This is a genomic window from Paracoccus sp. ME4 (genome assembly GCF_046736325.1).
Classification (GTDB): Bacteria; Pseudomonadota; Alphaproteobacteria; order Rhodobacterales; family Rhodobacteraceae; genus Paracoccus.
Genome location: NZ_CP151276.1, coordinates 2,290,048 through 2,310,770 on the forward strand (window position 1 = coordinate 2,290,048; position 20,723 = coordinate 2,310,770).

20 protein-coding genes are annotated in these 20,723 nt (G+C 61.8%); 8 read left to right on the plus strand and 12 right to left on the minus strand.

The features are described 5' to 3' along the window. Positions 1–76: 76 nt before the first annotated feature. From AACG61_RS11670 to AACG61_RS11680, 3 genes are all read right to left on the minus strand, one after another. Positions 77–2,329, minus strand: a complete 2,253-nt coding sequence (locus AACG61_RS11670) for a CHAT domain-containing protein (protein WP_411837300.1) — start codon at positions 2,327–2,329, stop codon at positions 77–79. 196 nt (positions 2,330–2,525) lie between these two features. Next, a complete protein-coding gene (locus AACG61_RS11675) occupies positions 2,526–3,458 on the minus strand; it encodes an IS5 family transposase (RefSeq protein ID WP_411837301.1) in 933 nt (310 codons plus the stop codon). Between the two features lie 191 nt (positions 3,459–3,649). Beyond that, positions 3,650–5,953 carry a hypothetical protein gene (locus tag AACG61_RS11680; protein WP_411837302.1) on the minus strand — a complete coding sequence of 768 codons (2,304 nt, stop codon included), beginning with the start codon at positions 5,951–5,953 and terminating at the stop codon, positions 3,650–3,652. 345 nt (positions 5,954–6,298) lie between these two features. Here AACG61_RS11680 and AACG61_RS11685 point away from each other — a divergent pair, with 345 nt between their 5' ends. Together AACG61_RS11685 and AACG61_RS11690 are read left to right on the plus strand one after the other, a co-directional pair. Then, a complete protein-coding gene (locus tag AACG61_RS11685; RefSeq protein ID WP_411837303.1) occupies positions 6,299–6,712 on the plus strand; it encodes a DUF350 domain-containing protein in 414 nt (137 codons plus the stop codon). Between the two features lie 439 nt (positions 6,713–7,151). Beyond that, complete coding sequence (locus AACG61_RS11690) at positions 7,152–7,346, plus strand: hypothetical protein (protein WP_411837304.1); 195 nt, start codon at positions 7,152–7,154, stop codon at positions 7,344–7,346. Positions 7,347–7,506: 160 nt separating this feature from the next. On the opposite strand, the gene AACG61_RS11695 is transcribed toward AACG61_RS11690, so the two are convergent. The 3 genes from AACG61_RS11695 to AACG61_RS11705 all read right to left on the minus strand — a co-directional run bounded on the left by AACG61_RS11695 (position 7,507) and on the right by AACG61_RS11705 (position 9,644). Next, positions 7,507–7,986 carry a metallophosphoesterase family protein gene (locus AACG61_RS11695; protein WP_411837305.1) on the minus strand — a complete coding sequence of 160 codons (480 nt, stop codon included), beginning with the start codon at positions 7,984–7,986 and terminating at the stop codon, positions 7,507–7,509. A gap of 27 nt (positions 7,987–8,013) precedes the next feature. Beyond that, positions 8,014–8,766 carry a type I methionyl aminopeptidase gene (gene map / locus AACG61_RS11700; protein WP_411837306.1) on the minus strand — a complete coding sequence of 251 codons (753 nt, stop codon included), beginning with the start codon at positions 8,764–8,766 and terminating at the stop codon, positions 8,014–8,016. A gap of 323 nt (positions 8,767–9,089) precedes the next feature. Further along, positions 9,090–9,644, minus strand: coding sequence for a hypothetical protein (locus AACG61_RS11705; protein WP_411837307.1), 555 nt, complete (start codon positions 9,642–9,644; stop codon positions 9,090–9,092). Between the two features lie 531 nt (positions 9,645–10,175). Between AACG61_RS11705 and AACG61_RS11710 the strand changes: the two genes are divergently transcribed. Then, a protein-coding gene (locus AACG61_RS11710) for an IS5-like element ISPaes2 family transposase (RefSeq protein ID WP_411836744.1) occupies positions 10,176–10,933 on the plus strand; the annotation gives its coding sequence in 2 pieces (ribosomal slippage) (positions 10,176–10,500 and positions 10,500–10,933; 759 coding nt in all). Between the two features lie 238 nt (positions 10,934–11,171). On the opposite strand, the gene AACG61_RS11715 is transcribed toward AACG61_RS11710, so the two are convergent. From AACG61_RS11715 to AACG61_RS11725, 3 genes are all read right to left on the minus strand, one after another. Beyond that, positions 11,172–11,435, minus strand: coding sequence for a hypothetical protein (locus AACG61_RS11715; protein WP_411837308.1), 264 nt, complete (start codon positions 11,433–11,435; stop codon positions 11,172–11,174). An 816-nt stretch (positions 11,436–12,251) separates the two neighbouring features. Continuing rightward, positions 12,252–12,494, minus strand: coding sequence for a hypothetical protein (locus AACG61_RS11720; protein WP_411837309.1), 243 nt, complete (start codon positions 12,492–12,494; stop codon positions 12,252–12,254). A gap of 447 nt (positions 12,495–12,941) precedes the next feature. Beyond that, entirely contained in the window at positions 12,942–13,688 is a 747-nt protein-coding gene (locus tag AACG61_RS11725; protein ID WP_411839507.1) for an SDR family oxidoreductase, read from the minus strand. A 148-nt stretch (positions 13,689–13,836) separates the two neighbouring features. Here AACG61_RS11725 and AACG61_RS11730 point away from each other — a divergent pair, with 148 nt between their 5' ends. Continuing rightward, positions 13,837–14,325, plus strand: coding sequence for a DUF1810 domain-containing protein (locus tag AACG61_RS11730; protein ID WP_411837310.1), 489 nt, complete (start codon positions 13,837–13,839; stop codon positions 14,323–14,325). After that, positions 14,322–14,657: a hypothetical protein gene (locus tag AACG61_RS11735; RefSeq protein ID WP_411837311.1), complete on the plus strand. Its 336-nt coding sequence runs from the start codon at positions 14,322–14,324 to the stop codon at positions 14,655–14,657. Before AACG61_RS11730 ends, AACG61_RS11735 begins: the two co-directional genes overlap by 4 nt. A gap of 110 nt (positions 14,658–14,767) precedes the next feature. On the opposite strand, the gene AACG61_RS11740 is transcribed toward AACG61_RS11735, so the two are convergent. Continuing rightward, positions 14,768–15,607 (minus strand): recombinase family protein, encoded by an 840-nt coding sequence (locus AACG61_RS11740; RefSeq protein WP_411837312.1) that lies wholly within the window; start codon positions 15,605–15,607, stop codon positions 14,768–14,770. A 311-nt stretch (positions 15,608–15,918) separates the two neighbouring features. Between AACG61_RS11740 and AACG61_RS11745 the strand changes: the two genes are divergently transcribed. The 3 genes from AACG61_RS11745 (at position 15,919) to AACG61_RS11755 (ending at position 18,229) form a co-directional block, all read left to right on the plus strand. Continuing rightward, positions 15,919–16,176 (plus strand): helix-turn-helix domain-containing protein, encoded by a 258-nt coding sequence (locus AACG61_RS11745; RefSeq protein ID WP_411837313.1) that lies wholly within the window; start codon positions 15,919–15,921, stop codon positions 16,174–16,176. A gap of 2 nt (positions 16,177–16,178) precedes the next feature. After that, on the plus strand, positions 16,179–17,528 hold the full coding sequence (locus tag AACG61_RS11750; RefSeq protein ID WP_411837314.1) for a HipA domain-containing protein: 1,350 nt from the start codon (positions 16,179–16,181) through the stop codon (positions 17,526–17,528). A 302-nt stretch (positions 17,529–17,830) separates the two neighbouring features. Next, the gene (locus AACG61_RS11755; protein WP_411837315.1) at positions 17,831–18,229 is read left to right on the plus strand and encodes an XRE family transcriptional regulator; all 399 of its coding nucleotides are present in this window, start codon (positions 17,831–17,833) and stop codon (positions 18,227–18,229) included. A gap of 267 nt (positions 18,230–18,496) precedes the next feature. On the opposite strand, the gene chrA is transcribed toward AACG61_RS11755, so the two are convergent. Both chrA and AACG61_RS11765 read right to left on the minus strand, forming a co-directional pair. Beyond that, positions 18,497–19,699, minus strand: a complete 1,203-nt coding sequence (chrA, locus tag AACG61_RS11760; RefSeq protein WP_411837316.1) for a chromate efflux transporter — start codon at positions 19,697–19,699, stop codon at positions 18,497–18,499. Positions 19,700–19,829: 130 nt separating this feature from the next. Then, the gene (locus AACG61_RS11765) at positions 19,830–20,705 is read right to left on the minus strand and encodes an HAD hydrolase-like protein (protein WP_411837317.1); all 876 of its coding nucleotides are present in this window, start codon (positions 20,703–20,705) and stop codon (positions 19,830–19,832) included. Between the last annotated feature and the right edge of the window lie 18 nt (positions 20,706–20,723).

Consider the following 20,723-nt stretch of genomic DNA (forward strand, 5'->3'; position numbering starts at 1 on the left):
CGAGAACGAACCTCCGATGCTTATTCTGGCACGCTTTGGACTCTATAAAAAAGCGGACTCGTTGGCCGCGACTGTTCTATTGATTTGCTTCCATCTTAGCCTGAGCCTCGTGTCGGAAGCCTTCGTCGGGATGAACGATGATGGTTTCGGGACAACCCAACTGGAGATAACTAATGGCAGTTGAGTTCGCAGCCGCCGAGCGCAGCTCATGCCACGCCCGCTTATCATCAACTCCATGCTTGGCCAGTTCCGTAACGACCGCTTCGTAGGGCCAATCGTCGCCCCCATTGATGGCCAAGTTACCAACCAGATGAATAGCTCTATAGGATTCTCGGTCAATCAAACCTTTGCTTTCCATACGTCTGCAAAAATCTGTCAGCAATTGCATCCGGATCATACCGCCAATGATCTCCAACCAGTTTAAAGACCGATTGAACATCTTGTGGGATGCCGGAACAAATGCGGCAACGCGATAGAGTAGCCTGGCAACAAAGGACGCCGCATCCCGAGCGTCGATGGGAAAAACGGACCCCAGAACCGTGCGCGCACCTATCGCGAGGAACCCATTGGCCGTCGTGGCATGGTTTCGGTCCGCTGCATGCGTGTCGCATGCACTGAGAACTACAACCGGTGGAACCCGAGGCCGCATGCGCTGCAACTGCCAAATATCAATACTCTCGTCCAAGAGCTGAAGCACAGCAGGTTTGTCCTCCTCATGACCGCCATGCCCGTCAAAGATGACCAATGAGCCGTCATATGAATTCAGTGCAGCTACCAGGTCTTCCTTGTTCCGTATCCTCTCTTCTCTTATGCGAATTTTGTCTCTGAAATGAGGCTCAAATGCAGACAGCGCTACATCGAAAAAACCGCTTATGGGGTCACTCTTATCGAGTGCGCTCAAAATCAAGACTTCCTCGAAATCCGATGTCGTTAGATGTATATATTTTTTCGGCAACACTTGCTCAATAAACAAATTTCCAGGGGTCACTGGGACTTTCGTAATATTTTTCTGGACGCAGATCGGAAGTCCCCGAACATTAATCCATTCAAGGTGGGCGTCGCTAATCAGGCGAATTCCATCCTTTGCACCTTCAATAAACTCGAAAAATTCTACTGGGACCGATGCCGTGATCGCGCTCTGAACCTTTCTGAAAGCTTCCCGTCTCTTCCTGTCCGTGGTGTGCCTTGCATGGTAGTGTTGAACAAACTGCCGGACCTGCCCGGATGTTCGGTTGGCTGCATTGGGCAATCTTATTACTGCTGATAATTCTGACGCAGAAAGCGTGCCTACGCATTGTGTCGCGAGACTCAGCTCAGCACCCCGTTCAAGTATGATGGGATGAGGGTTTGGTTTGTCGCCTTCTGGTCCACCTAGGAACGCCTTGATCTGTCTCTGATTACCGATTGTGAATCCGTAGCCGTCTTGGCGTTGAAGCATTCGCCTGACAGCAAGAATATCTTTCTTTTCTTCTGACGTGAATGTGCTTCTGGCCAAGCTGGTCTCGTAAAAGTGCGGATAGATCGAAGGTGCAAACAAGCTAAGACTTGGAGGTCGCCGGAAATACTGGTTGGCTGCACGCTCGCCGATCCGCTCCCTTTCCAGCAGAACTGAGCGTGTGGTTTGAACAATTATATCCACGTAGGGAGCAATCCCATCGTCTATTTTTTTAAAGCCACCGCTGGTCGAATCGCGAAACCCTGCCACGTATAGCGAAAACAAATTGGGGGCTACAACATTATGGCCACCGACTTTGTATCCAAGGTCGCGCTCGTCAGGTTCGCGCCAGTTTCTAAGATGTTCTCGAGCCGCGTCCAGAGCATCCGGCTTAATCTGTCCTACAAGCGCATCGCAGACATTCAGGAATGATTCTTTCAACTTTTCCAAGCTGAATTCTTTGTATGTTATTGTGCCTCCTTTCTCCGCAACGACCGTAAGGGGAAATGAGTGCGCATTTATCCATTCGCGATATGTCTCGCTCTCATGCTCGCGCCCCAAGAAAAGAACTATGAACGGAAGGAATGGAGGTGTAACCATTCTCTTTAGAGCTCGCGGTGATTGGCCTCGCCAAGTCACCGAAGCTTGCCCAGACATCCTCCTTGCAAGCCGGATCTTTTGCCCTTCCGGTGTCAACTCCCAAATGTCGCTTGGCAGAGTATTGATAAGCTGGATGATGCCCGCATTATCCATAAGGCTGCGTGCAAATCCCTGCAAAAAGCTGGCCTCATTTGGATCACCATCCTCAACCGGGATAATGTAGGTAATCTCTCCCATAAGATCGTAAAGATCGCTGCCGCAATCAGTCGATTGCATTTGGATGGCCTTCGTCATTTCGTCTCCTTAGTAGATCGTTTTGGCCGCATAAAGCTTCGAAAAGCCTTCATCGTAAGCGACGAATGTCCGGCTCGTAAGCGCTCCGTCGAAGTTATGGCTGACTTGCGATCGTTGGATAAGGGCCGGGAGCACTTCAGGTGGCTCTGTTGCGCAAATCGCGTAGCGGCCGGACTTCCCCTTTTCCCGGACAGACTTATCCTACGGCCTCTGTGCCGGGGATTCCGAGCGCGGTGTAGCCGTTCATCACGGCCACGCGGATCTGGAACTCGGCGACCTGACGGTCGAAGTCTCTCGCTGTGAGGCGCTGACCCAGCAGCTTGACGCAGTGCATCTTGGTCTCTGCGCGGCTTCGGCGGTGATAGTCGCTCCATCGTCGCCAGATGGTCCGTCCCAGGTGCTTGGTGGTGCGCAAGATCTCGTTCCGGGCTGCCGCGCCGGCGGTGGTTTCCTTCCAGGGTTTGGCGTTCTTGCGCACTGGAATGATGGCAGCGGCACTGCGGCCGGCAATGGCATCGTGGCACTTGCGGGTGTCGTATGCGCCATCGGCGGTAACGCTGGCGATGTCCTGGTCGGGTGGGATCTGATCGAGCAACTCAGGTAGCATCGAGGCATCGCCGATGTCGTTACTGGTGAACTCGACGGCCCTTATTTCCAGTGTTTTCTCGTCGATGCCGAGGCGGATCTTGCGCCAGATACGGCGTTTCGGGCCCCCGTGCTTGCGCGCGTTCCACTCGCCTTCACCCTCGACCTTGATCCCGGTGCTGTCGATCAGCAGATGCAGCGGACCCTGCGAGCCGCGACAGGGGATGTTGACGCCCAAGGTTTTCTGACGACGGCTGAGCGTGCTGAAGTCCGGCACCGACCAGTCCAGGCCGATCATTCGCAGAAGGCTTTCAACGAAGCCAGTCGTCTGCCGCAGCGCCATGCCAAACAGCACCTTCATCGTAAGGCAGGTCTGTATCGCTGCGTCGCTGTAGGCGGGCTGTCGGCCGCGCTTGCCTGTCGGCTCAGCCTTCCAGATCATTTCAGCGTCGAACCAGACCGTCAGCGAGCCGCGGCGCTTGAGCGCTTCGTTATAGGCTGACCAGTTCCTGGTCTTGTAGGTCGGGGGTGCGGGGCTGCTCATCACCCTCAGCTACCACTTTGGATTCACCAGATGAATCCCCTAACCACATTTGTGCAACAGAGCCGCTACTGAGCAAAGTCAAGCCGTCGTCAGCCAATGTCGGCTTCCGCAAAACTGTAGCGCAGCTTCGGCTCCCTTTGCCAGTGTCGGCTCAGGGCAGTCAAATCCGGCTAGAACTCGGCAGGACGTCACTATTGCGACGCCCTGCCGCCCCGCCCTCGGACTGCCTCACTGACCTTTGTGCCTAACTCTTTTACTGCGCCAGTCGTCGAGGGCTTCGCAGCAAGGCACCGGGCAAGCCTGTAATGAGCGCGCAGAACGCCAGGATCTACCACGTCAGCAGCCGAGGCCTTCACAAGCAGTTCCATTGCCAACCGCAGATTCGATGGCGACGGGATCCGGCCACGCGCTTCGACGGCGGTGATCAAATCATCTGCCATGCGTGCCTCAAGCCAAATGAACAGCTCATGAGGCAGCGCGCTTTCAGTCGTGCGGAATCGCTCCAAGCGTTGCGTCAGGGCCGTAATCTGACGCTCCGTAGCCGTCAGTAGGGCTGAGTGTAGTTCGCCTGCTATCTCAAGGACCTCTGCCCGCCATTCACTCCTGATCCCACGCTCCAGAAGATCATGCGCGCGGCCCGTTCCAAGCAACGCCACGACCCCGGCTACAGGCCCGAGGATCAGCCCGCCAGCAGGGCCCAACACCACAAGGCCCAAGATCGCACCCCCGGCCTGTCCCGCGCCAGCCAGACCACCGCGGATGGTTAGGTCGATGATGAGCCATGCCGGTAGGTCCTCGACGGGGATCTGTCCTGTCCATGCCTTATGGGCTGCACGCGCCCCGCCAACGATCGTCGCATAGAGCGGCACGGGCACGTCGGCCAATCCGGCGGCAGCCTCAAGCGATCGGTCGACCAGGCTCTGGACATGATCGAGATCGAAGCCGCTCGTGGTTGTCACCATCGGTGCCCACGGCTCATCCAACGCTTGGGCCCGTGTGGCCAGCGCGTTATCGGCGATGACTGGAATGTTAGGGTATTTTGCGAAATGCTCATGTAGCAACGAGATGCTGGTGCCGCATTTGACCTGGACCGGAACGCCGTCCACGATCAGGTCGTAACCCGGCATCGTGGAGCTCTCGGGTAGGATCACATCGTGACCCTCTTCGATCAGTTGCGCCATGACCAACTGCTCAGCGCTATAACCTCTCAGCCCATCACGCATATGCCTTGACGCAAAGCTCGCAACATGAACCGTAAGGTCAAGCGCTGTCTCGAATTCGGCCACCCGCGAGAAGTCAGCAGCAGCCAAGACTGCCGGATCGACCGCCGCAACGTGATAGAGCATGTCACCCGCGGTCAGGCCTGCAACCAGAGCAGTGTCCTGGCGTTCGGCGCCCTGTTCACCAGCAATCTGCGCACCCCAGAGACCTGGCGCCCTACCAGACGCAGAAGGAATGTCCGTCGACAGCGTCGCGACGATTGTCCCGGCGTGAGACCGAACCGCCTTGAGTTGCTTGTCGCCGAGATGACGCAGCTCTGTATCGGGCATCCGGTGAAGCCTTCGAAACGCGTTCAAGAGCGTGGCTATCCCATTCTCCACACCATGACCGCGCACGGCCAGGAGGATTGCGACCCTTGCGGCGGCGACCTCACGGGCGGCACCGGCCCGGCCGCTGATCGCCCAATAGCCAAGGGCCGCGCTGCCGGCGATGACTGTCACGGGATTGATCAACACGAACAAAAGCGATGTGAGCGTCGGTCCCGCTACGAAGGGGATGACGGCAGACAGCTTGGCAGCGGCGATATAGGGCGCAAAGCCCGCCGCTCCAATCGCGCCAGCCAATGCGGCCCATCCGCCGCCGGCAAGGACCGCAGCCGAGATCGCCTGCTGCCCCTTGCGAATGGATGCGGCAACCTCGGGGTCCAGCTCTCCGCGATCGCTTGCTGCTGCAAGGCTATCCATCATGACCGTCATCTCATGTGCGACGACATCCGGAAAGGTCACCGCCGCCCGCGCGCGCCTGCGGGCGCCCATCGCACGGCGCAGCAGCTGCCGTCCCGCCCGATCCGCGATTGAGAGGTCGGCATCCGCTGCTTTCTGCTGCGCATTTGCCACGGCAGGGGCGAGGATCTCGGAGGCGCGGACAGCGACGGCGGCAGCCTCCTCCTCCAAGGCGCGGGATGAAAGGGGATAGAGGTCCGGCAGCCCAAGACCCTGTTTGACGCCAAGCCACAGCCTTGACCTCAGTGCATCCGTTGAGAGTGGTCCTTCCATCAAATCGTTGGCAAAGGCAGTCACACGATCGGCACCCTGCTTGCCGTCCAAGACAAGCTTTCGCCGACCGGCCTCGCCCATGGCGCTAGCAATTCTTGAAAGCTGGGCGGCGTCCATCAAGGCAAGGAGACCGCAAATTTCTTGGCGCGACGCATCGCCCAGTCCGGCGGCGATCTCGCGGGGGGACGGAGCGTATTGCTGGGAGATCATGTTGGCCATCTTGAGAGCCTACTTACAGGGTCGGTTTCAGGGAACCCCTGCTGTGTGACGGTAATTCCTGATTTAACTGGAGCTTTGCTTTGTGGGCATCAGCGACATCCTCCTGCCAATGTCGCTGCAGTGAGCATGAGCGGCCGGTCTGGAGGAGCGGCACTGCCGCGTTGCTGCTCTCCCGACTGACCGCTGATGGCCGTGTGCGTTGCTCGTAGCTCCGGAACACGCGTGGATCCCCTAACACCATGCCCTTAGCACACTAAGCCTTCTGGCACATCGATGAATGAGTAGGTATTGCATAGAAGGCCGCTGCTCTATGCCTCTGCTATCGCCGCACAAAGACTGCTGAACATGGACAATTCTCTCCTCGCCTCAGTCTCAGGTCTCCCCTCCTTCATTCTATACATCGGGGTCGCCATCGGCCTGTTTTTGGCCTTCATGAAGATCTACGCGATGGTGACGCCCCATGATGAGCACGCCCTGATCCGCGCCAACAACGCAGCCGCGTCCATTTCCTATGGTGGCGCCATGATCGGCTTCGTGCTGCCGATCGCCTCGGCGGTCCAGAACTCCATCAGCCTGCTCGATGTCCTGATCTGGGGCGTTGTGGCAGGAGTCCTGCAGATCCTCTGCTTCCTCGTCTTCCGGCTGTTCCACCGGGATATCGTGGCGAGGATCGAGCAGGGCGAGACGGCGGCTGCCATGCATCTGGCGGCGGCAAGCCTCTCTGTAGGACTGCTCAACGCGGCGGCCATGACTTACTGAGACTCGCTCGGTCGGCAGCTGCGGTTCAGACTGTAAGGGTGCCAGAGCGTGCGCATAACATTCTGCCTTCAGCCGCTCTGACATGTCAGTTAGCGCTGCTATCCTCGGCAGGTTGTGCCAGCTTGGAGCAAATGGGGCATACCCCCCTCTTCAGCGAGTTCGAAACGCTCGGGGATCGATAGCAGTTCTTTCTGCATGACGGACGCTACCTAAGCGATATGGCGGCAGCCGTCCGCGTGACCGATTGAGGAAGCTGCACCGCATCAACGACGTGTCCTCGGCAGATACGTATGGGCCGCAAGTCGTGATGAGCGCGGATGACCGGGCATCCATGAGAAACGGGCAGATGACTTCTTTCTTCGCTATTTCGCGTTGCAGGTGACAGGATGCCATTTTTCCCATGCCCTATACCGCTCATTCTGATCCGAGGAAAACGCAGATGCGAAGATTTGTCATTGCCATGGGCGCTGCGCCGCACATGAAGCTGTCGCGCCAGGGAGTCGAATTTAGCGCGACAGATGCCCCCATGACCTTCGACACCCATGATGCGGCCTATGACTATCTCGTTCGACACAACGAGGAGGAGCCGCTGAAAGGCGTTCGGGGCGAAATCATTGAGGATCTCTCGCTGTAGGCTGAGCCGGCAGCACTATCATTCTTGGATAATGGATGCACAGCGACCAAAACAGGCACATGAGAAGGCAGGCCTTCGTTTGGGCGAAAGCTCTTTCCTTATGGGCCCTTCCAAGACGCCTTGACGTTGCAGCTCGGTGACCATTCCGGACAGGAGGATGTCAGTCGGACAGGGCGTGGATCAGGGCGCGGGGGCGGCCGGTCTCCTCCCACAGGAAGGCCAGCGTGATCGGCAGGCGAAAGCGGTAGGGTCCGGCGGCGCCTGGGTTCAGCCAGAGGATGCCGCGGGTCTCTTCGATGCCGGGCCTGTGGGAGTGGCCCGAGATCACGACGGTCGATTCCGGGTCGGCGCTCAGGGCCTTGCGGTCATGGATCATGTGGATGCACAGGCCGCCGATGGTCAGGTTGACGGTTTCGGGCAGCGCCTGAGCCCAGGCACCCCGGTCGATGTTGCCGCGGATCGCCGTTACCGGGGCGATGCGCGCCAGGACGTCCAGGTGGTCGGGGTCGCCTATATCACCCGCATGCAAGATGCGGTCGACGCCATGCAGCGCCTCCAGCGCCTCGGGGCGGAGCAGGCCGTGGGTGTCCGAGATGACGCCGATGCGCGTGCCAGGGCCGGGCCGGAGAGGGGATGGCATGGGGCCGCTCCTGCGATTGATCGCGCGTCAGCCCGGCATCGTGACGACGATGGGGCCGCGTCGGGTCGCGACGACGGTGTGTTCGTATTGCACGACCGGCGCTGGGGGCTGGCTGTAGAGGGTCCAGTCGTCATCGGCGCCCGGCGCGGCCCATTGTCCGCCGCGCGACAGGAACGGCTCGACCGTCAGCACCAGGCCGTCATGCATCCGGCGCCGGTCGCCCCGGGTGGGCCAGGTCGGGACCTCCTCGGGCGCCTCATGCAGGGCCTTGCCGACCCCGTGGCTGGCCAGGTTCCGGATCAGCGTATAGCCGCGTTTGGACGCAAAGGCGCCGATGGCGTTACCGATCCCGGCCAGCGGCTTGTCATGCCCCACCTGCGCGATGCCGATGTGCATCGCGCGCCGGCCGTCGCGGCACAGCCGGTCAAGCGACGGCGGAACGGGGTCCAGGCAGAAACTGGCCCCGGTATCGGCGAAATAGCCGTTCAGGGACGCGGACACGTCGATATTGACCAGATCCCCCGCGGCCAGCACGCGCGCGCCGGGGACGCCATGGGCGATCTCTTCGTTGACGCTGATGCAGGTCGTGCCGGGGAAATCATAGGTGGCCTTAGGGGCCGATACGGCGCCCTCGCGCTCCAGCAGGTCGTGGCCGATGCGGTCCAGTTCGCGCGTGGTCATGCCCGGCTCCATGGCCGCGGCCATCGACTGCATGGTGTTTGCCAAGATCCGGCCGATTGCTCTCAGGCCGTCCAGGTCATCTTGGTGCGTGATTGTCATTTCGTATCTGTTGCGCGCCGGGGGAGGATCTCAACATGTTAACTCAAAGCCGCAGTCCTGTCGGGTATGGCAAGGCCACCCCGCCGATTTCTTCCTGCCGGTAGCCCATGGCAGATACAGGAGAGCTGAACCGGTGCCAATGGCGCCTGTCACCATCTCTCAGCCGACCCGGCAGCCCAAGCCGTAGCCGTGGCTCGGTGAAAGACCGCTTGCCGCGCTGAGGTTGGTCGGTCGGACAAAATCAACATGGCGGTTGGACGGGCCTGTCCGTCGACGCTGACCAGACAAAGGGCCCGCGCCCGAGACAGGGGCGCGGGCTCTGGTCACATGGGGTCGATCTGCTCGACCGCCGCGCGGCAGGCGTCCTCATCACCCGCCGCGAGAGCCGTCCGGGCTTCCTCGATCAAACCGTCGCGGTCGGCGGTCGGTTCGGTCGCGTCGGTATCGGGGGCGGCAGCCTCGGCAGCCTCCGCAGCGGTGGGTTCACCATCCTGCTGTGCCTGGACATCCTGACCGGACATGGCGACCTCGGTCCCGGCCTCGGCTTCCGTTCCCTCCAGAGGCGCAAGCGATCCATCCTTGGCGATCCCGCCATCGGCTGTGTCTTGCGACGCGTCCGAGGACGCGGCGTCAGGTGCGTCTGCGGTCGCGTCCGTCACTGCGCCCGTGCCGGCATGGAGCGTTTCCAAGGGTGCCAGCGATCCGTCCTTTGCAATGCCTTCAGCCGCGCCAGCCTCGGGCGCGGTCGATGCGGCGGTTTCGGCACCCATCCCCGTCTCGCTAGTCAGACGGGCCAAATCCTCGGCACAGTCCGCACTTGCCATACCGGCAAAGGCGCAGACCGCACATCCGGTCAGCCAGGTGATTGAGCTTTTCATCTTCATCTCCCATGAATCTCCGTCTCCTCCTCCGGAGACCGCAGTGAAAGCGCCAACCGACGCTGATGTTCCAGCTGCGCGCAGTAACTTTTTCTGAGGCCACGCTCTCGGGCTGCTCCTGGCCCGATCCCTGCAAGGCCTGTCGCAGCGATTTTTTCTATGAGGTGACCGATGGCCGTTAACCCGTTGCGGTTGAAGGCCAGAAACTCCTTGGACCTTGCCGGACGCGGAGGCTGAGGCTGAGGCTGAGGCTGAGGCTGAGGCTGAGGCTGAAGCTGAGGCTGAGGCTGAAGCTGAGGCTGAGGCTGAGGCTGAGGAGCTTGATGGACGCACGGGCAGTTGGAAGGGCACCTAAATGTCTTCCTTCGTGGTCCTGGCCAGGCGGGCCGTTCTGCCATCCTGATCCGACCCATCAGATCGTTCGACGTCACGCTTCACGAAGTTCTACTTCACTCCCCGCTCCTGCTAGGCTCCAGACCCATTGATTTCATGCTTTTCGCGTGATTCAGGCTCCTCAAGGAGACCTGATCGATGAGTAATCTTTACTGGCTGAGCGACGCCCAGATGGAGCGTCTGAAACCGTTCTTTCCCAAAAGCCATGGCAAGCCCCGCGTCGATGATCGCCGTGTCCTCAGCGGCATAATTTTCATCAATCGCAATGGGTTGCGGTGGTGTGACGCGCCGAAGGAATACGGCCCGGCCAAAACCCTCTACAACCGCTGGAAGCGCTGGAGCGACAACGGGGTTTTTGCCCGGATCATGGTCGGCCTTGCCGCCGAGAGCGCCGAGCACAAGACGATCATGATCGACGCGACCTATCTCAAGGCACACCGCACGGCCTCAAGCCTTGGGGTGAAAAAGGGGGGCGCGGGCGCCAGATCGGGCGCACCAAAGGCGGTATGAACACCAAGTTGCACGCTGTCGCCGATGCCAACGGGCGGCCGATCGGGTTCTTCATGTCGGCCGGCCAGGTCAGCGATTACACCGGCGCGGCGGCGCTGCTGGGCAGCCTGCCGAAGGCTGGGTGGCTTCTGGCCGACAGGGGCTACGACGCTGATTGGTTCAGAGACGCGTTGAAAGACAAGGGGATAAAGGTTTGCATCCCCGGACGGAAGTCCCGCAAGAAGGTCGTCAAATACGACAAGCGGCGTTACAAAAGGCGTAACCGCATCGAAATCATGTTCGGGCGTCTGAAGGACTGGAGGCGCGTCGCAACCCGTTATGACCGCTGCCCGGAAACGTTCTTCTCAGCTATTATGCTCGCCGCAACCGTCTTGTTCTGGCTGTGAAACTCAATGAGTCTGGAGCCTAGCCACGGCCAATCGAAATCACCACGATCCAGCGATTGTTGCGATCCATCCGGCTCGACACACATCTTTGAAATTTCGATTTACAACGTGCCCTTTTGGACATCCGGGCGCGCCAAGAAAACAAAAAGGGCCCGAAAATGGTGCATATCGGCTCATCGGCAACGGAAAATCCAGCAATTGCTGCATCAACGACGTCCATTAATGCTCATTTCAACGCTCATTCTAGGACAATCTTGGCGCAATATGTAACATAAAAGGCCGTATATGTAACATCTGAGGCCCGGGATGTTACATTTTCGGCCCAATATGCGACAGTTGTCAACATAATGGGCGTGCTTTTGTATGCATTTTTAGTCTCGGTTAGCAGAATGCCATCATCGGCAGTCGACAGCAGCTCTCCGCCATACAGGCCGATTTCGCCGAACGGGTTGGAAAGACCCACGGCTTGGAGCGCGGCGTGCAGGGCTCTCCAGCGCGCCATGAGCGGGTCCAGAGGGCCTATGCCCATCTCGCCGACCCCCATGCCGCCGTGCCTCCCTGAGCGCCGCAGAGGCGCCATTCTGGGCTCGGGCAAAAGACCGGAGGCGGAATGGCGGGAACGGGCCTCACAGCACGTTTCAGACGCTCTCAGGGGCGTCCATGCCGTTCGGCATCTCGAGAACCGCGCACACGTCGTCGCGCTATTCACTCTCAAACAGCAGATCACTGGCTCACCGAAGATGCAGAGGGAGTTCAGCAACCTTCAGCACGACAGTCGCAGGCTGCGGCGTGAGCTGAAGGCCACCGAGACCAGGGCCGAGCTGATCGCCAAAGAGAACCGCCGCCCGTGCCGCTACGAATGCGGCGTGGCACCGGTCCTTTGACCGGAAAATGGTGTTGAGAAAAAACCTTAAGTGGCTCTAGTGCGCCCGGCGGCACAAGAGTCGCTGCAGATCCAGGTGCCCCAGAGGCGACACTCGCGGTCAGCGCACAGGCTGCCATCAGGACCGAAACATCCACTCCCGAATACCGGCCGGTGGTCGAAGCCATCCAGCAGAGGCTGATGCCAACGCAACCTGTTCCACCGCAGATCCTGGGCTGGCAAAAGTGCTAACAAGAACCTTTTTCAGCCGCCTAGCTCTTACCGGCCGGACTGTCTCGTAGAACTTTTTATCTAATCCTCCTCGCCTCTAATATATAGTATAAGTAAGTAAATAAGTGCTATTAGAGGCGAGGAGGATTAGAACTTTTTATCTAGGATACATTCTGTCCATCTGAGGATACGTCCGGTTAAACGAAGCTTTGGCCCATCAACGTCTCATGGAACCGTTCCGGTTAATTGGAGCCGCATCGGTCGAAACCAGTGGTAGCCGCGCCCGGTTAAAAGAATGACCACGTTCCGGCCGCGATGCTCCCGCGCCACCATTGCGCCTCTCTCCAGAAGCTCGATGAATTTACGCACCGGGGCCTGCGTCACATCATGGGCGTAGCTGAGCATCGGGTGGATATCGGCGATGTTCAGTTCGCGCCCCATGCCCATATATGGAGGGATGAAGCCCATGATTTGGCGCTGGTCCTTGGACCAGAACGGATTTCTTACAACATTTGCCCCGCGAGACCTGGCTTAGCACATCCGTCTTTAGAGGCATGCTTCGACGGCCTTACATCGGAATGATGATGGTGGCCGGGCACCCCTCTCATGCCAGACTCCCAGCCAATTTCACGATCCGTCCAAAGCCGCGAAATAGCTCTCTGTGCAGGCAACTACTCTCACGGCTACCAGTGCATAGGCTGACCCCCTCACGGCGCTCTAAGGCCTCTCCCAGAGCCTCTAAGGCGTGCACAGGCTATCATAGCACACTGACCCGAGTTTTTTGCGTGGACGCTGCCAGACAGGAGTGCGGTTTGTTGGCTCACCGGATCCGATGCCTTGACGATCGGGAACGTGCTCTTGGCTCCGAACATCCCCTTGGCCTCACGCGGTAGAGTTTCGAGCAGAGAGCTCCTGTCACCACTGTAGTCCGACGCGCCGCCGAATATCCTCGTCACGGAGGGAAATCTCGTCACCGAGGTAGGCGTCCGCCTCGGCACTGCACATCCAAACCAAGGCGTGTGCTGGCCATTCGGGCGGGATGTGCACTGTCCAGTCCAGCTGGCTGACCGGGTTGACGCCACTGTCGCGGATCGCCGCCTGCATGTCGGTGGCGACCGTGCCCGGCGACAGGCTGATCGCCCGGATGCCGTCCTTCTGCGCCTCCAGATGCAGCGACCGGGTCAGCATCAGCGCGCCCGCCTTGCTGGCGCAATACGCGCTCCATCCCTCCTGCGGCGCATGAGCGGCGCCGGAACCAACGGTCAGGATCGTCCCGCCACCCTGCCCCCGCATCACCGGAAGCGCCGCCCGGATACCATGAAAGACGCCCTTGAGATTGACGTCGATCGCCTGACCCCAGTCATCTGGATCTGCTTCGGCCAGCCCGGCGATGGGACCGATCAGACCGGCGTTGTTCACCAGAACGTCCAGCCGCCTGGTCTTCCTCAGCAGTGCGGCAACGGCGCTGTCCATATCCGAGGCCCGCGCTACGTCACCTGTCAGCGCAACACCGTCGATCTCATCCGCCAAGGCAGCGACGGCGTTAGGATCGCGCGCCATCACACCGACCGTAGCACCAGCGGCAGCGAAGGCCCGTGCCGTGGCCGCGCCGATGCCCCGGCTTGCCCCGGTGACCAGAACCACCCTCCCCTTTAGATTGATCATCATGCCTGCCCTGCTTTACATCGCATCATTGCGCCCTGCATCCTAAACACTGACCGTCCATCAATCTACCAAGCGCCGTTCGTGTCGCGTTGATGAACCGGACCGGGGTCACCGACGTTCCCGATCACTATCACCCGGAGGCGACATGGCACATCTTTCGGCGTCCGCAAACCCCAGGTCGCTGGACCGTTTCCTGGCAGCCCAGACGCAAACTTATGAGACGGCGCTGGCCGAGCTTGCCCAAGGTCACAAGCGCAGTCACTGGATGTGGTTCATCTTTCCTCAGCTGCGCGGGCTGGGGCAATCCTCGACAGCGCAGTTCTACGGCATCGCGGACCGGGATGAGGCCGACCGATACTTGGCACACCCGGTCCTGCGGATGCGCCTGCTGTCATGCGCGGAGGCGGTCCTGAACCATACGGATCTTTCGGCCGAAGACATCCTCGGCCTAGTGGACGCGGTCAAGCTGCGGTCCTCGGCAACGCTATTCGCGGTGGCATCCGCGGACGACGATATCTTCATTCGTGTGCTTGGACAGTTCTTCGAGAACATGCCCTGCTCCCGAACACTGCAACTCCTACGGGCAGAGTGGCCGCCGTCCGGTTCTCAGCCTTCGAGAGACGGTGCGGAGTGACGACGAAGGGGCCCCTTCGCACGCCTGACGGGCGCTACATCATCGTGCGTGGGCAACTGTGGCGAGCCACCGATCCAGCGCTGGACCCCATCGTTCATGCGCGCCAGGTGACCGCGTTGATGACCGCCCGCCGTGCCGTCAAGACCGCGTTGTCCGCCGGTGACAAAGAGGCAGAGGCCCAAGCCCGTCGTGCCGTGGACGACGCCAAGACGCGCTTGGGAGAGCGCGGGCGGGTATGGTGGGACGACGGCGCTCCGGATCTGGGTCGAAGGATGGTCCGCAACACCCCCTATGCCCAATGGTTCGCCGGCCTCGATTTCGTCAACGGATAGTTGCCCCATATAGTCCGATCCCCGATCCGGAATCCGAATAGCTTGCCGCCGCCTACCTTGGCGCAGGACGTTTCCATCCACGCATTGTTTTGGGCAACCCCCCGGCATCGTCAGAACATGGCGAATCGCGGGTCCTTCTCCATCTCGACCCGATCAGCCTCGTCCTGATCGTTCTTTGCTTCGGATGCCTCGACCCTCGCCTTCAGGATCTCGATAGCCTTCCAATAATCGGGCGCCAAGAGACCGGACGTCCACGGTTTGCCGGTGCCGGTCCGGATGCCCCGCTCATTCAGCGCGCGCACCAGGTCCGGCCGGGGAAGATCATGACCCAGCTCATCAAGCACATCCACGATCTTCAAATGCCTTACACGCGCAAAGTGCCGGCGGATCTCAGCGGACTTCTGGTGGGCAATCGGGCTGGGGTTGGGATTGCCCAAGGGGCGACCCTCGGCACGCATCTTCGCATAGGCCGCAGCCTGACCAGCGGCCTTTGCATCCGCATCTACCCCGGCCGCTGCAATTCGTGCGCGCTCTCCAGGTGTTTCGAACAGGTCCTCCTCGCAGACCGCAACGATCCTGACCCGGCTGGTTCTTCTCCACTCAGCATGTAGGGCCGGGTTCCGCGACAGGCGATCAAACTTCTCGATGAAGATGGGACAGTCGCAGCGCAGCGCCATCTCCACAGCCTTGGCAAACTCCGGCCGCTCCAGCAGGGGCGTTCCGTCAGTCGCGCTATGGCTCTCTTCGAAGAACTCGATGATCTTGACGTTGGCAGCACGTGCATAGGCTTCGATCGCTTCACGCTGTCTGACAGTTCCTGCACCTACCGTCTGCTTCTCAGTAGAGACCCTGATATAACCGACCGCACAGGTGTCAGAGAGAAGCTGTGTAGGTGAGGGAAGCTGTTGTTGAATTGGTGTGTCGCTGTTGAAGGAAGAGGAGGAGGTCATGATGCCCTTAAATATTACATACTATGACCTTTGTATAATTTAATAGTGAGGATAGGAAGCTCTTATTCGACCGTAACATTCCTCACGCGGTATAATGCTCCAGAGGCTCTAAACCACAGGTTCGCGCATCGTCATAGACGCCGTAGCAGATCCTGCTGCCTGCTGACCTCCGCCTTGGCGTTAGAGCCAACCCCGCTTATCCCATGGCGGTGCCACGAGCTCTCTTGGCGTTTTCGCCAATTCTCTTGCTTGCGTAATACCGTTCCTCTTATACTTGGCGCTGGAGCCAATCCGCGTCAGGAGGACGAGCCATGGCGGGCACACAGGATGATGATGAAGGTCAGGACATGCGCCGTCGGCATCTTCTCGACGCCTCCGACCTGGGCGCCGTGATCCGCTCGCACCGCGAACGGCTTGGCATCGCGCAGCATGAACTGGCGTCGATGGCAGGGATCGACGCTGGAAACCTTTCGAAGATCGAGCGCGGCAGCCGTCGCTCGCATCTCGACACTTATCTCAGGCTGTGTGCCATCCTCGGCATCGACCTCTTCACGGAACCGCGCGCATGAGGATGGACGTCTGGATCGAGGGGCGGGATGCGCCTGTGGGTCGGCTTGACCGTGCCGACGACAAAAGCCTGTCCTTCACCTACGCCGATGATGTCCCGGCGGAGCATAGGATCTCGATGTCCCTGCCGGTTGCCACCACGCCTTATGACGACGCTGCCTGCAGAGGGTATTTCGGCAATCTCCTGTTCGAGGGCCCCCAGCTTGAACGTGTCCTCGACGGCTTCGGCATCGATCGTGGGGACATCGGCGCGCTGTTGTGGCATCTGGGCGCGGACTGTCCGGGAGCGATTTCGGTCACGCCCGAGGGCACGGGCCCCGGCAAGATGCCGGGGCGGTTTCCCGAGGACTACGAGCCTCTTTCGGATGACCGGCTGGCCCGGATCGTGCTGTCGTTGCATCAGCACCGCCGCATGCCCGAGGCCGAGCGGAACCCGTCACCGGTCGCGGGCGTCCAAGGCAAGATCGCCTGCGTCATGCTAAATGACAGGGTTTGGCTGCCCAAGGAAGGCTCTCGCGCACCGACGACGCATATCCTGAAGGTCTCCCCGAATTTCGACCCCGACATCACGCGCCACGAGACGGTGCTGCTACAGATCGCCGCGCAGGTCCGGATCGATGCTGCCGACAGCCGGGACCTCGTCTTCGACGTCGGGGGCTTGCGCGTCAACACGCTGCTGTCGACGCGGTTTGACCGCGAGGTCCGGATCAACGAGGGGGCCGGCACGATCCATCGCCGTCACGCCGAGGATTTCTGTCAGGCACTCGGCCTGCCGCCCAGCCTCAAATATGAACGCGACGCCGTGGATCCGCAACGCCGCTTCTCGGCCGCCGCCGTGAACACCATCCTGGCACGGACCACCGTGCCGGCCTTGGCGCGGAGGGATTTTCTGGCGCAGACGCTGTTCAACCTGCTGGTAGGCAACACCGACAATCACGGAAAGAACACCTCGCTTCTCCATCAGGGACGGACGGTGCGCCTTTCGCCGCTCTATGATGTGGTGCCGGTGTTCATGGACCGGCGTGTGACGCATGAACTATCGTTCAGGCACGGTGGCGCGTGCTTTGGCGAAGACTTTGATGTCCATGCACTCCACGAGCTGATGTTGGATCTGGGCTTCGGCAAGCCGCCCGTCGCGCGAACAATCAAGCAGATCACAGGGCTCGCGCGTCAGATCTCCGAAATCTCGGCCCACCGCGTTCCCAAGTCATTGGCCGATGGCCTCAACGCCCAGGCCCGCGTGATCCAGAACGCGCTGATGGTCGACTTCGGCCTCGAGGAGCGTGACCATTTCGACCGGTCCATCAGGGACGAGCCGTCTGGGGCAGCCGGGGGATGGGGCGCATTCAGCTGACGCGCACCCTGCCCCATGGCCCGACGCAGGGTTGGACCAGCAGGACGCGGGCATTGAAGTGCAGGGCACCGGGCGCCTGCGTGGCCCAACTGCCGATCCGCATCACCATGCACACGGCCGGCGACTGAAGTGGAGGGTCCGACCAGGGAAATGGTCAGGGGCCCCGAAGCATCCCCGTCACCTCGACGCCCGTTTTCTAGGACTTCGGCCTTCCCGACGAGCGCGCGCCAACTCCCAAGCGCATGTTGCGGCACAGGCGGCTAGATTCGTCTCATCAACCAAGGTTCAAGAAAGAGACGACCATGCCCAACCCCTATGAAACCACACCTGCCGCCGTATTCCTGCGCCGCCAGACCGAGCTGCTTGCGCACAGGAAGACCCAGAAGACGATCGCGCACGAGGCAGGCTTCACGAACGGAAACCTGATTTCGATGTTCAAGAGCGGCGCATCGAAGGTCCCCTTGGACCGCGTTCCGGCCCTGGCCAGGGCGCTGGAGACTGACCCGGCCCATCTGATGCGCCTGGCCCTCGAGCAGGCTGTGGGGAAAACGGCATCGGTGGCTGTGCTCGAGACCTTCGGCACGCCGACCACCGTGAACGAGCGCGCCTGGCTGGACGAGATCCGCGACGCGTCTGGCAACACCGACCCCAAGCTGACCGCCCGATCGAGGGTCTCCCTCAGAGCGATCTTTGGCAGGTAGAGCATGGAGTGGTGAAAAGGGGGCGCATCAAGCGCCACCCATTCCGCGCCCGACCTCAGGAGCCCAAGGCGACCTGCGGTCGGTCCCTGCCCTTTCCACAGCGCGGGACCACGGGACCACGGCCATCAAGACACCGTTGTGCAGTGGCCAAGATGACACAAAGCTTGCTACAAAACTTGCTACAAATCTGACACTTCTATTTTAATAACTATTTGATATATATATATATCCATAGATGCTGCAGAAGTCCAGCCTCTCACCCTTCCCTCATCCCATGAGCTGCAGCGCGACGCCTCCGGCGGCCCCGGCCAGCACCACCATCCAGGGTGCGACCTTCCACGCGACCAGCGCGACGAAGCAGGCCAGCGCCAGGGCCAGGTCACGCATGTCGCCGATGGCGGCGGTGAAGACCGGATCATAGAGCGCCGCGCCCAGGATGCCGACCACCGCGGCATTGGCGCCCTGCATCGCGGATTGCGCGCGCGGCATGGTGCGGAACCGGTCCCAGAAGGGCAGCGCCGCGACCAGCAGCAGAAGCCCCGGCAGGAACAGCGCCAGAAGCGCGATCGTCGCACCCAGGACCCCGTTCGGCCATGGCTCCAGCACCGCGCCCAGATAGGCGGCGAAGGTGAAGAGCGGCCCCGGCACGGCCTGCGCCGCGCCGTATCCCGCCAGGAACTGGTCAGGCGTGACCCAGCCCGGCCCCACGACCTCTGCCTCCAGCAGGGGCAGCACCACATGCCCGCCCCCGAATACCAGCGAGCCCGCGCGATAGAAGCTGTCGATCACCGCCAGCCCCTGCCCCAGCCCCGCCACCAGCGGCAGGCTCAGCAGCAGCGCCGCAAAGACCGACAGCGCGATCCCGCCCTGCCGGCGCGTCACCGGCACGGAGAGCCGCCCCCCCGCAGACGCCGTGCCGCGCCCCAGGGCCAGACCCGCCAGCGCCCCCGCGGCGATGGCCCCGACCATGCCCACCGCCCCCGGCAGCACGGCCAAGAGCACGACCGCCGCCACCGCGATGCTGCCCCGTTCGCGGTCCGGGCACAGGCTGCGCGCCATGCCCCAGACCGCCTGCGCGACGATCGCGACCGCGACGATCTTCAGCCCGTCCAGCGCGCCGCCCGCCACCGGCCCGCCGACCGAGGCCGCGGTCAGCGCGAAGACCGTCAGGATCAGCGCCGAGGGCAGCGTGAAGGCCAGAAAGGCGGCCGCCGCCCCGCCCCATCCGGCCCGCATCAGGCCCAGGGCAAAGCCCACCTGCGACGAGGCCGGTCCCGGCAGGAACTGGCACAGCGCCACCAGATCGGCATAGCCCTGTTCGGACAGCCAGCGGCGGCGCGTCACCAGCTCGTCCCGGAAATAGCCCAGATGCGCGATGGGGCCGCCGAAGGAGGTCAGCCCCAGTTTCAGGAAGGTGCGGAAGACCTCGGACGGGGTTCCCGCGGAGCGGGAATCGGGGGCGGTCGTCATGGCGGTTGCATCCTGTGCGATGGAACCCCCGGCGCCGCCGCGGGCCTGCCCCCTGCTAGATCAGCCGCGCGCCCCGGTCAAACCGCCCGGCCCGGCGCGTGACAGCGGCATGACGGCGCACCGCCGGCGGTCAGAGCGAGGGGAGCACCACATCGGGTGCGATGGCACCGTCGCAGATGGCCCCCGGACCGCCGCGACCGGTCACCAGGATCGTGTGGCAGCCGGCCGCCATGCCGCCCGGCACGTCGACATGCAGCACGTCGCCCACCATCGCCACGCGCCCGCCAAGCCCTGCCGCGCGGGGCGTGCGACAGGGCTTGGCCACGACATGCGGCACGATGCCGGTGCGTTCCTGCAGGTCATGCGCCCAGAGGCCCGGCAGGGCCGACAGCCCGCCCGCGCGGGGGGCTGTCAGGTCGGGCCCCGCGACGACGACCGGCCGGGGCCGGGCGCGCAGGCAGGCCACCAGCCGGTCCTGCAGCGCCGCGTCCCACCGCGCGGGCGACAGGAAGACGATGCCCCGCGCCGTCGACCAGTCCCGGTCCGCCAGAAGGTCGTGGACCCGCCCCCCCGCATCGGCCAGCGCGTCGCCCGGCGCGGTGATCGCGCCCCAGCCCCGCCCGCCCAGCATCGACAGCGCCGCGGTCCGGGCCGACAGCACCTCTCCGTCGCGCAGATCGAGGCCCAACCGGCGGAACCGGGCCAGGGCGGCCTGCGGCGCGCAGCCCGCATCGGTGGCCAGGACGCGGAACGGCCTGCCCATCGCGCGCAGCGCCGCCAGGCAGGCCACGGCACCGGGACGCGCCTCGTCGCCCTCGGTCAGCACGCCGTCATCGTCGAACAGGAAGCCGTCGTAGTCGTCAGCCACCTCCATCAGGCAGGCGGCCTGCCGGATAGGACCGGGCGGCGGCGCGGGGGGCAGGCGGTCGCGGATCGCCCGCCGCACCGCGCGGAGACGGTCCGGCGACAGCAGGTCGCAGGCGGCAATGGTCGGCGCTGTCATCATGATCCTCCGGGCGGATGC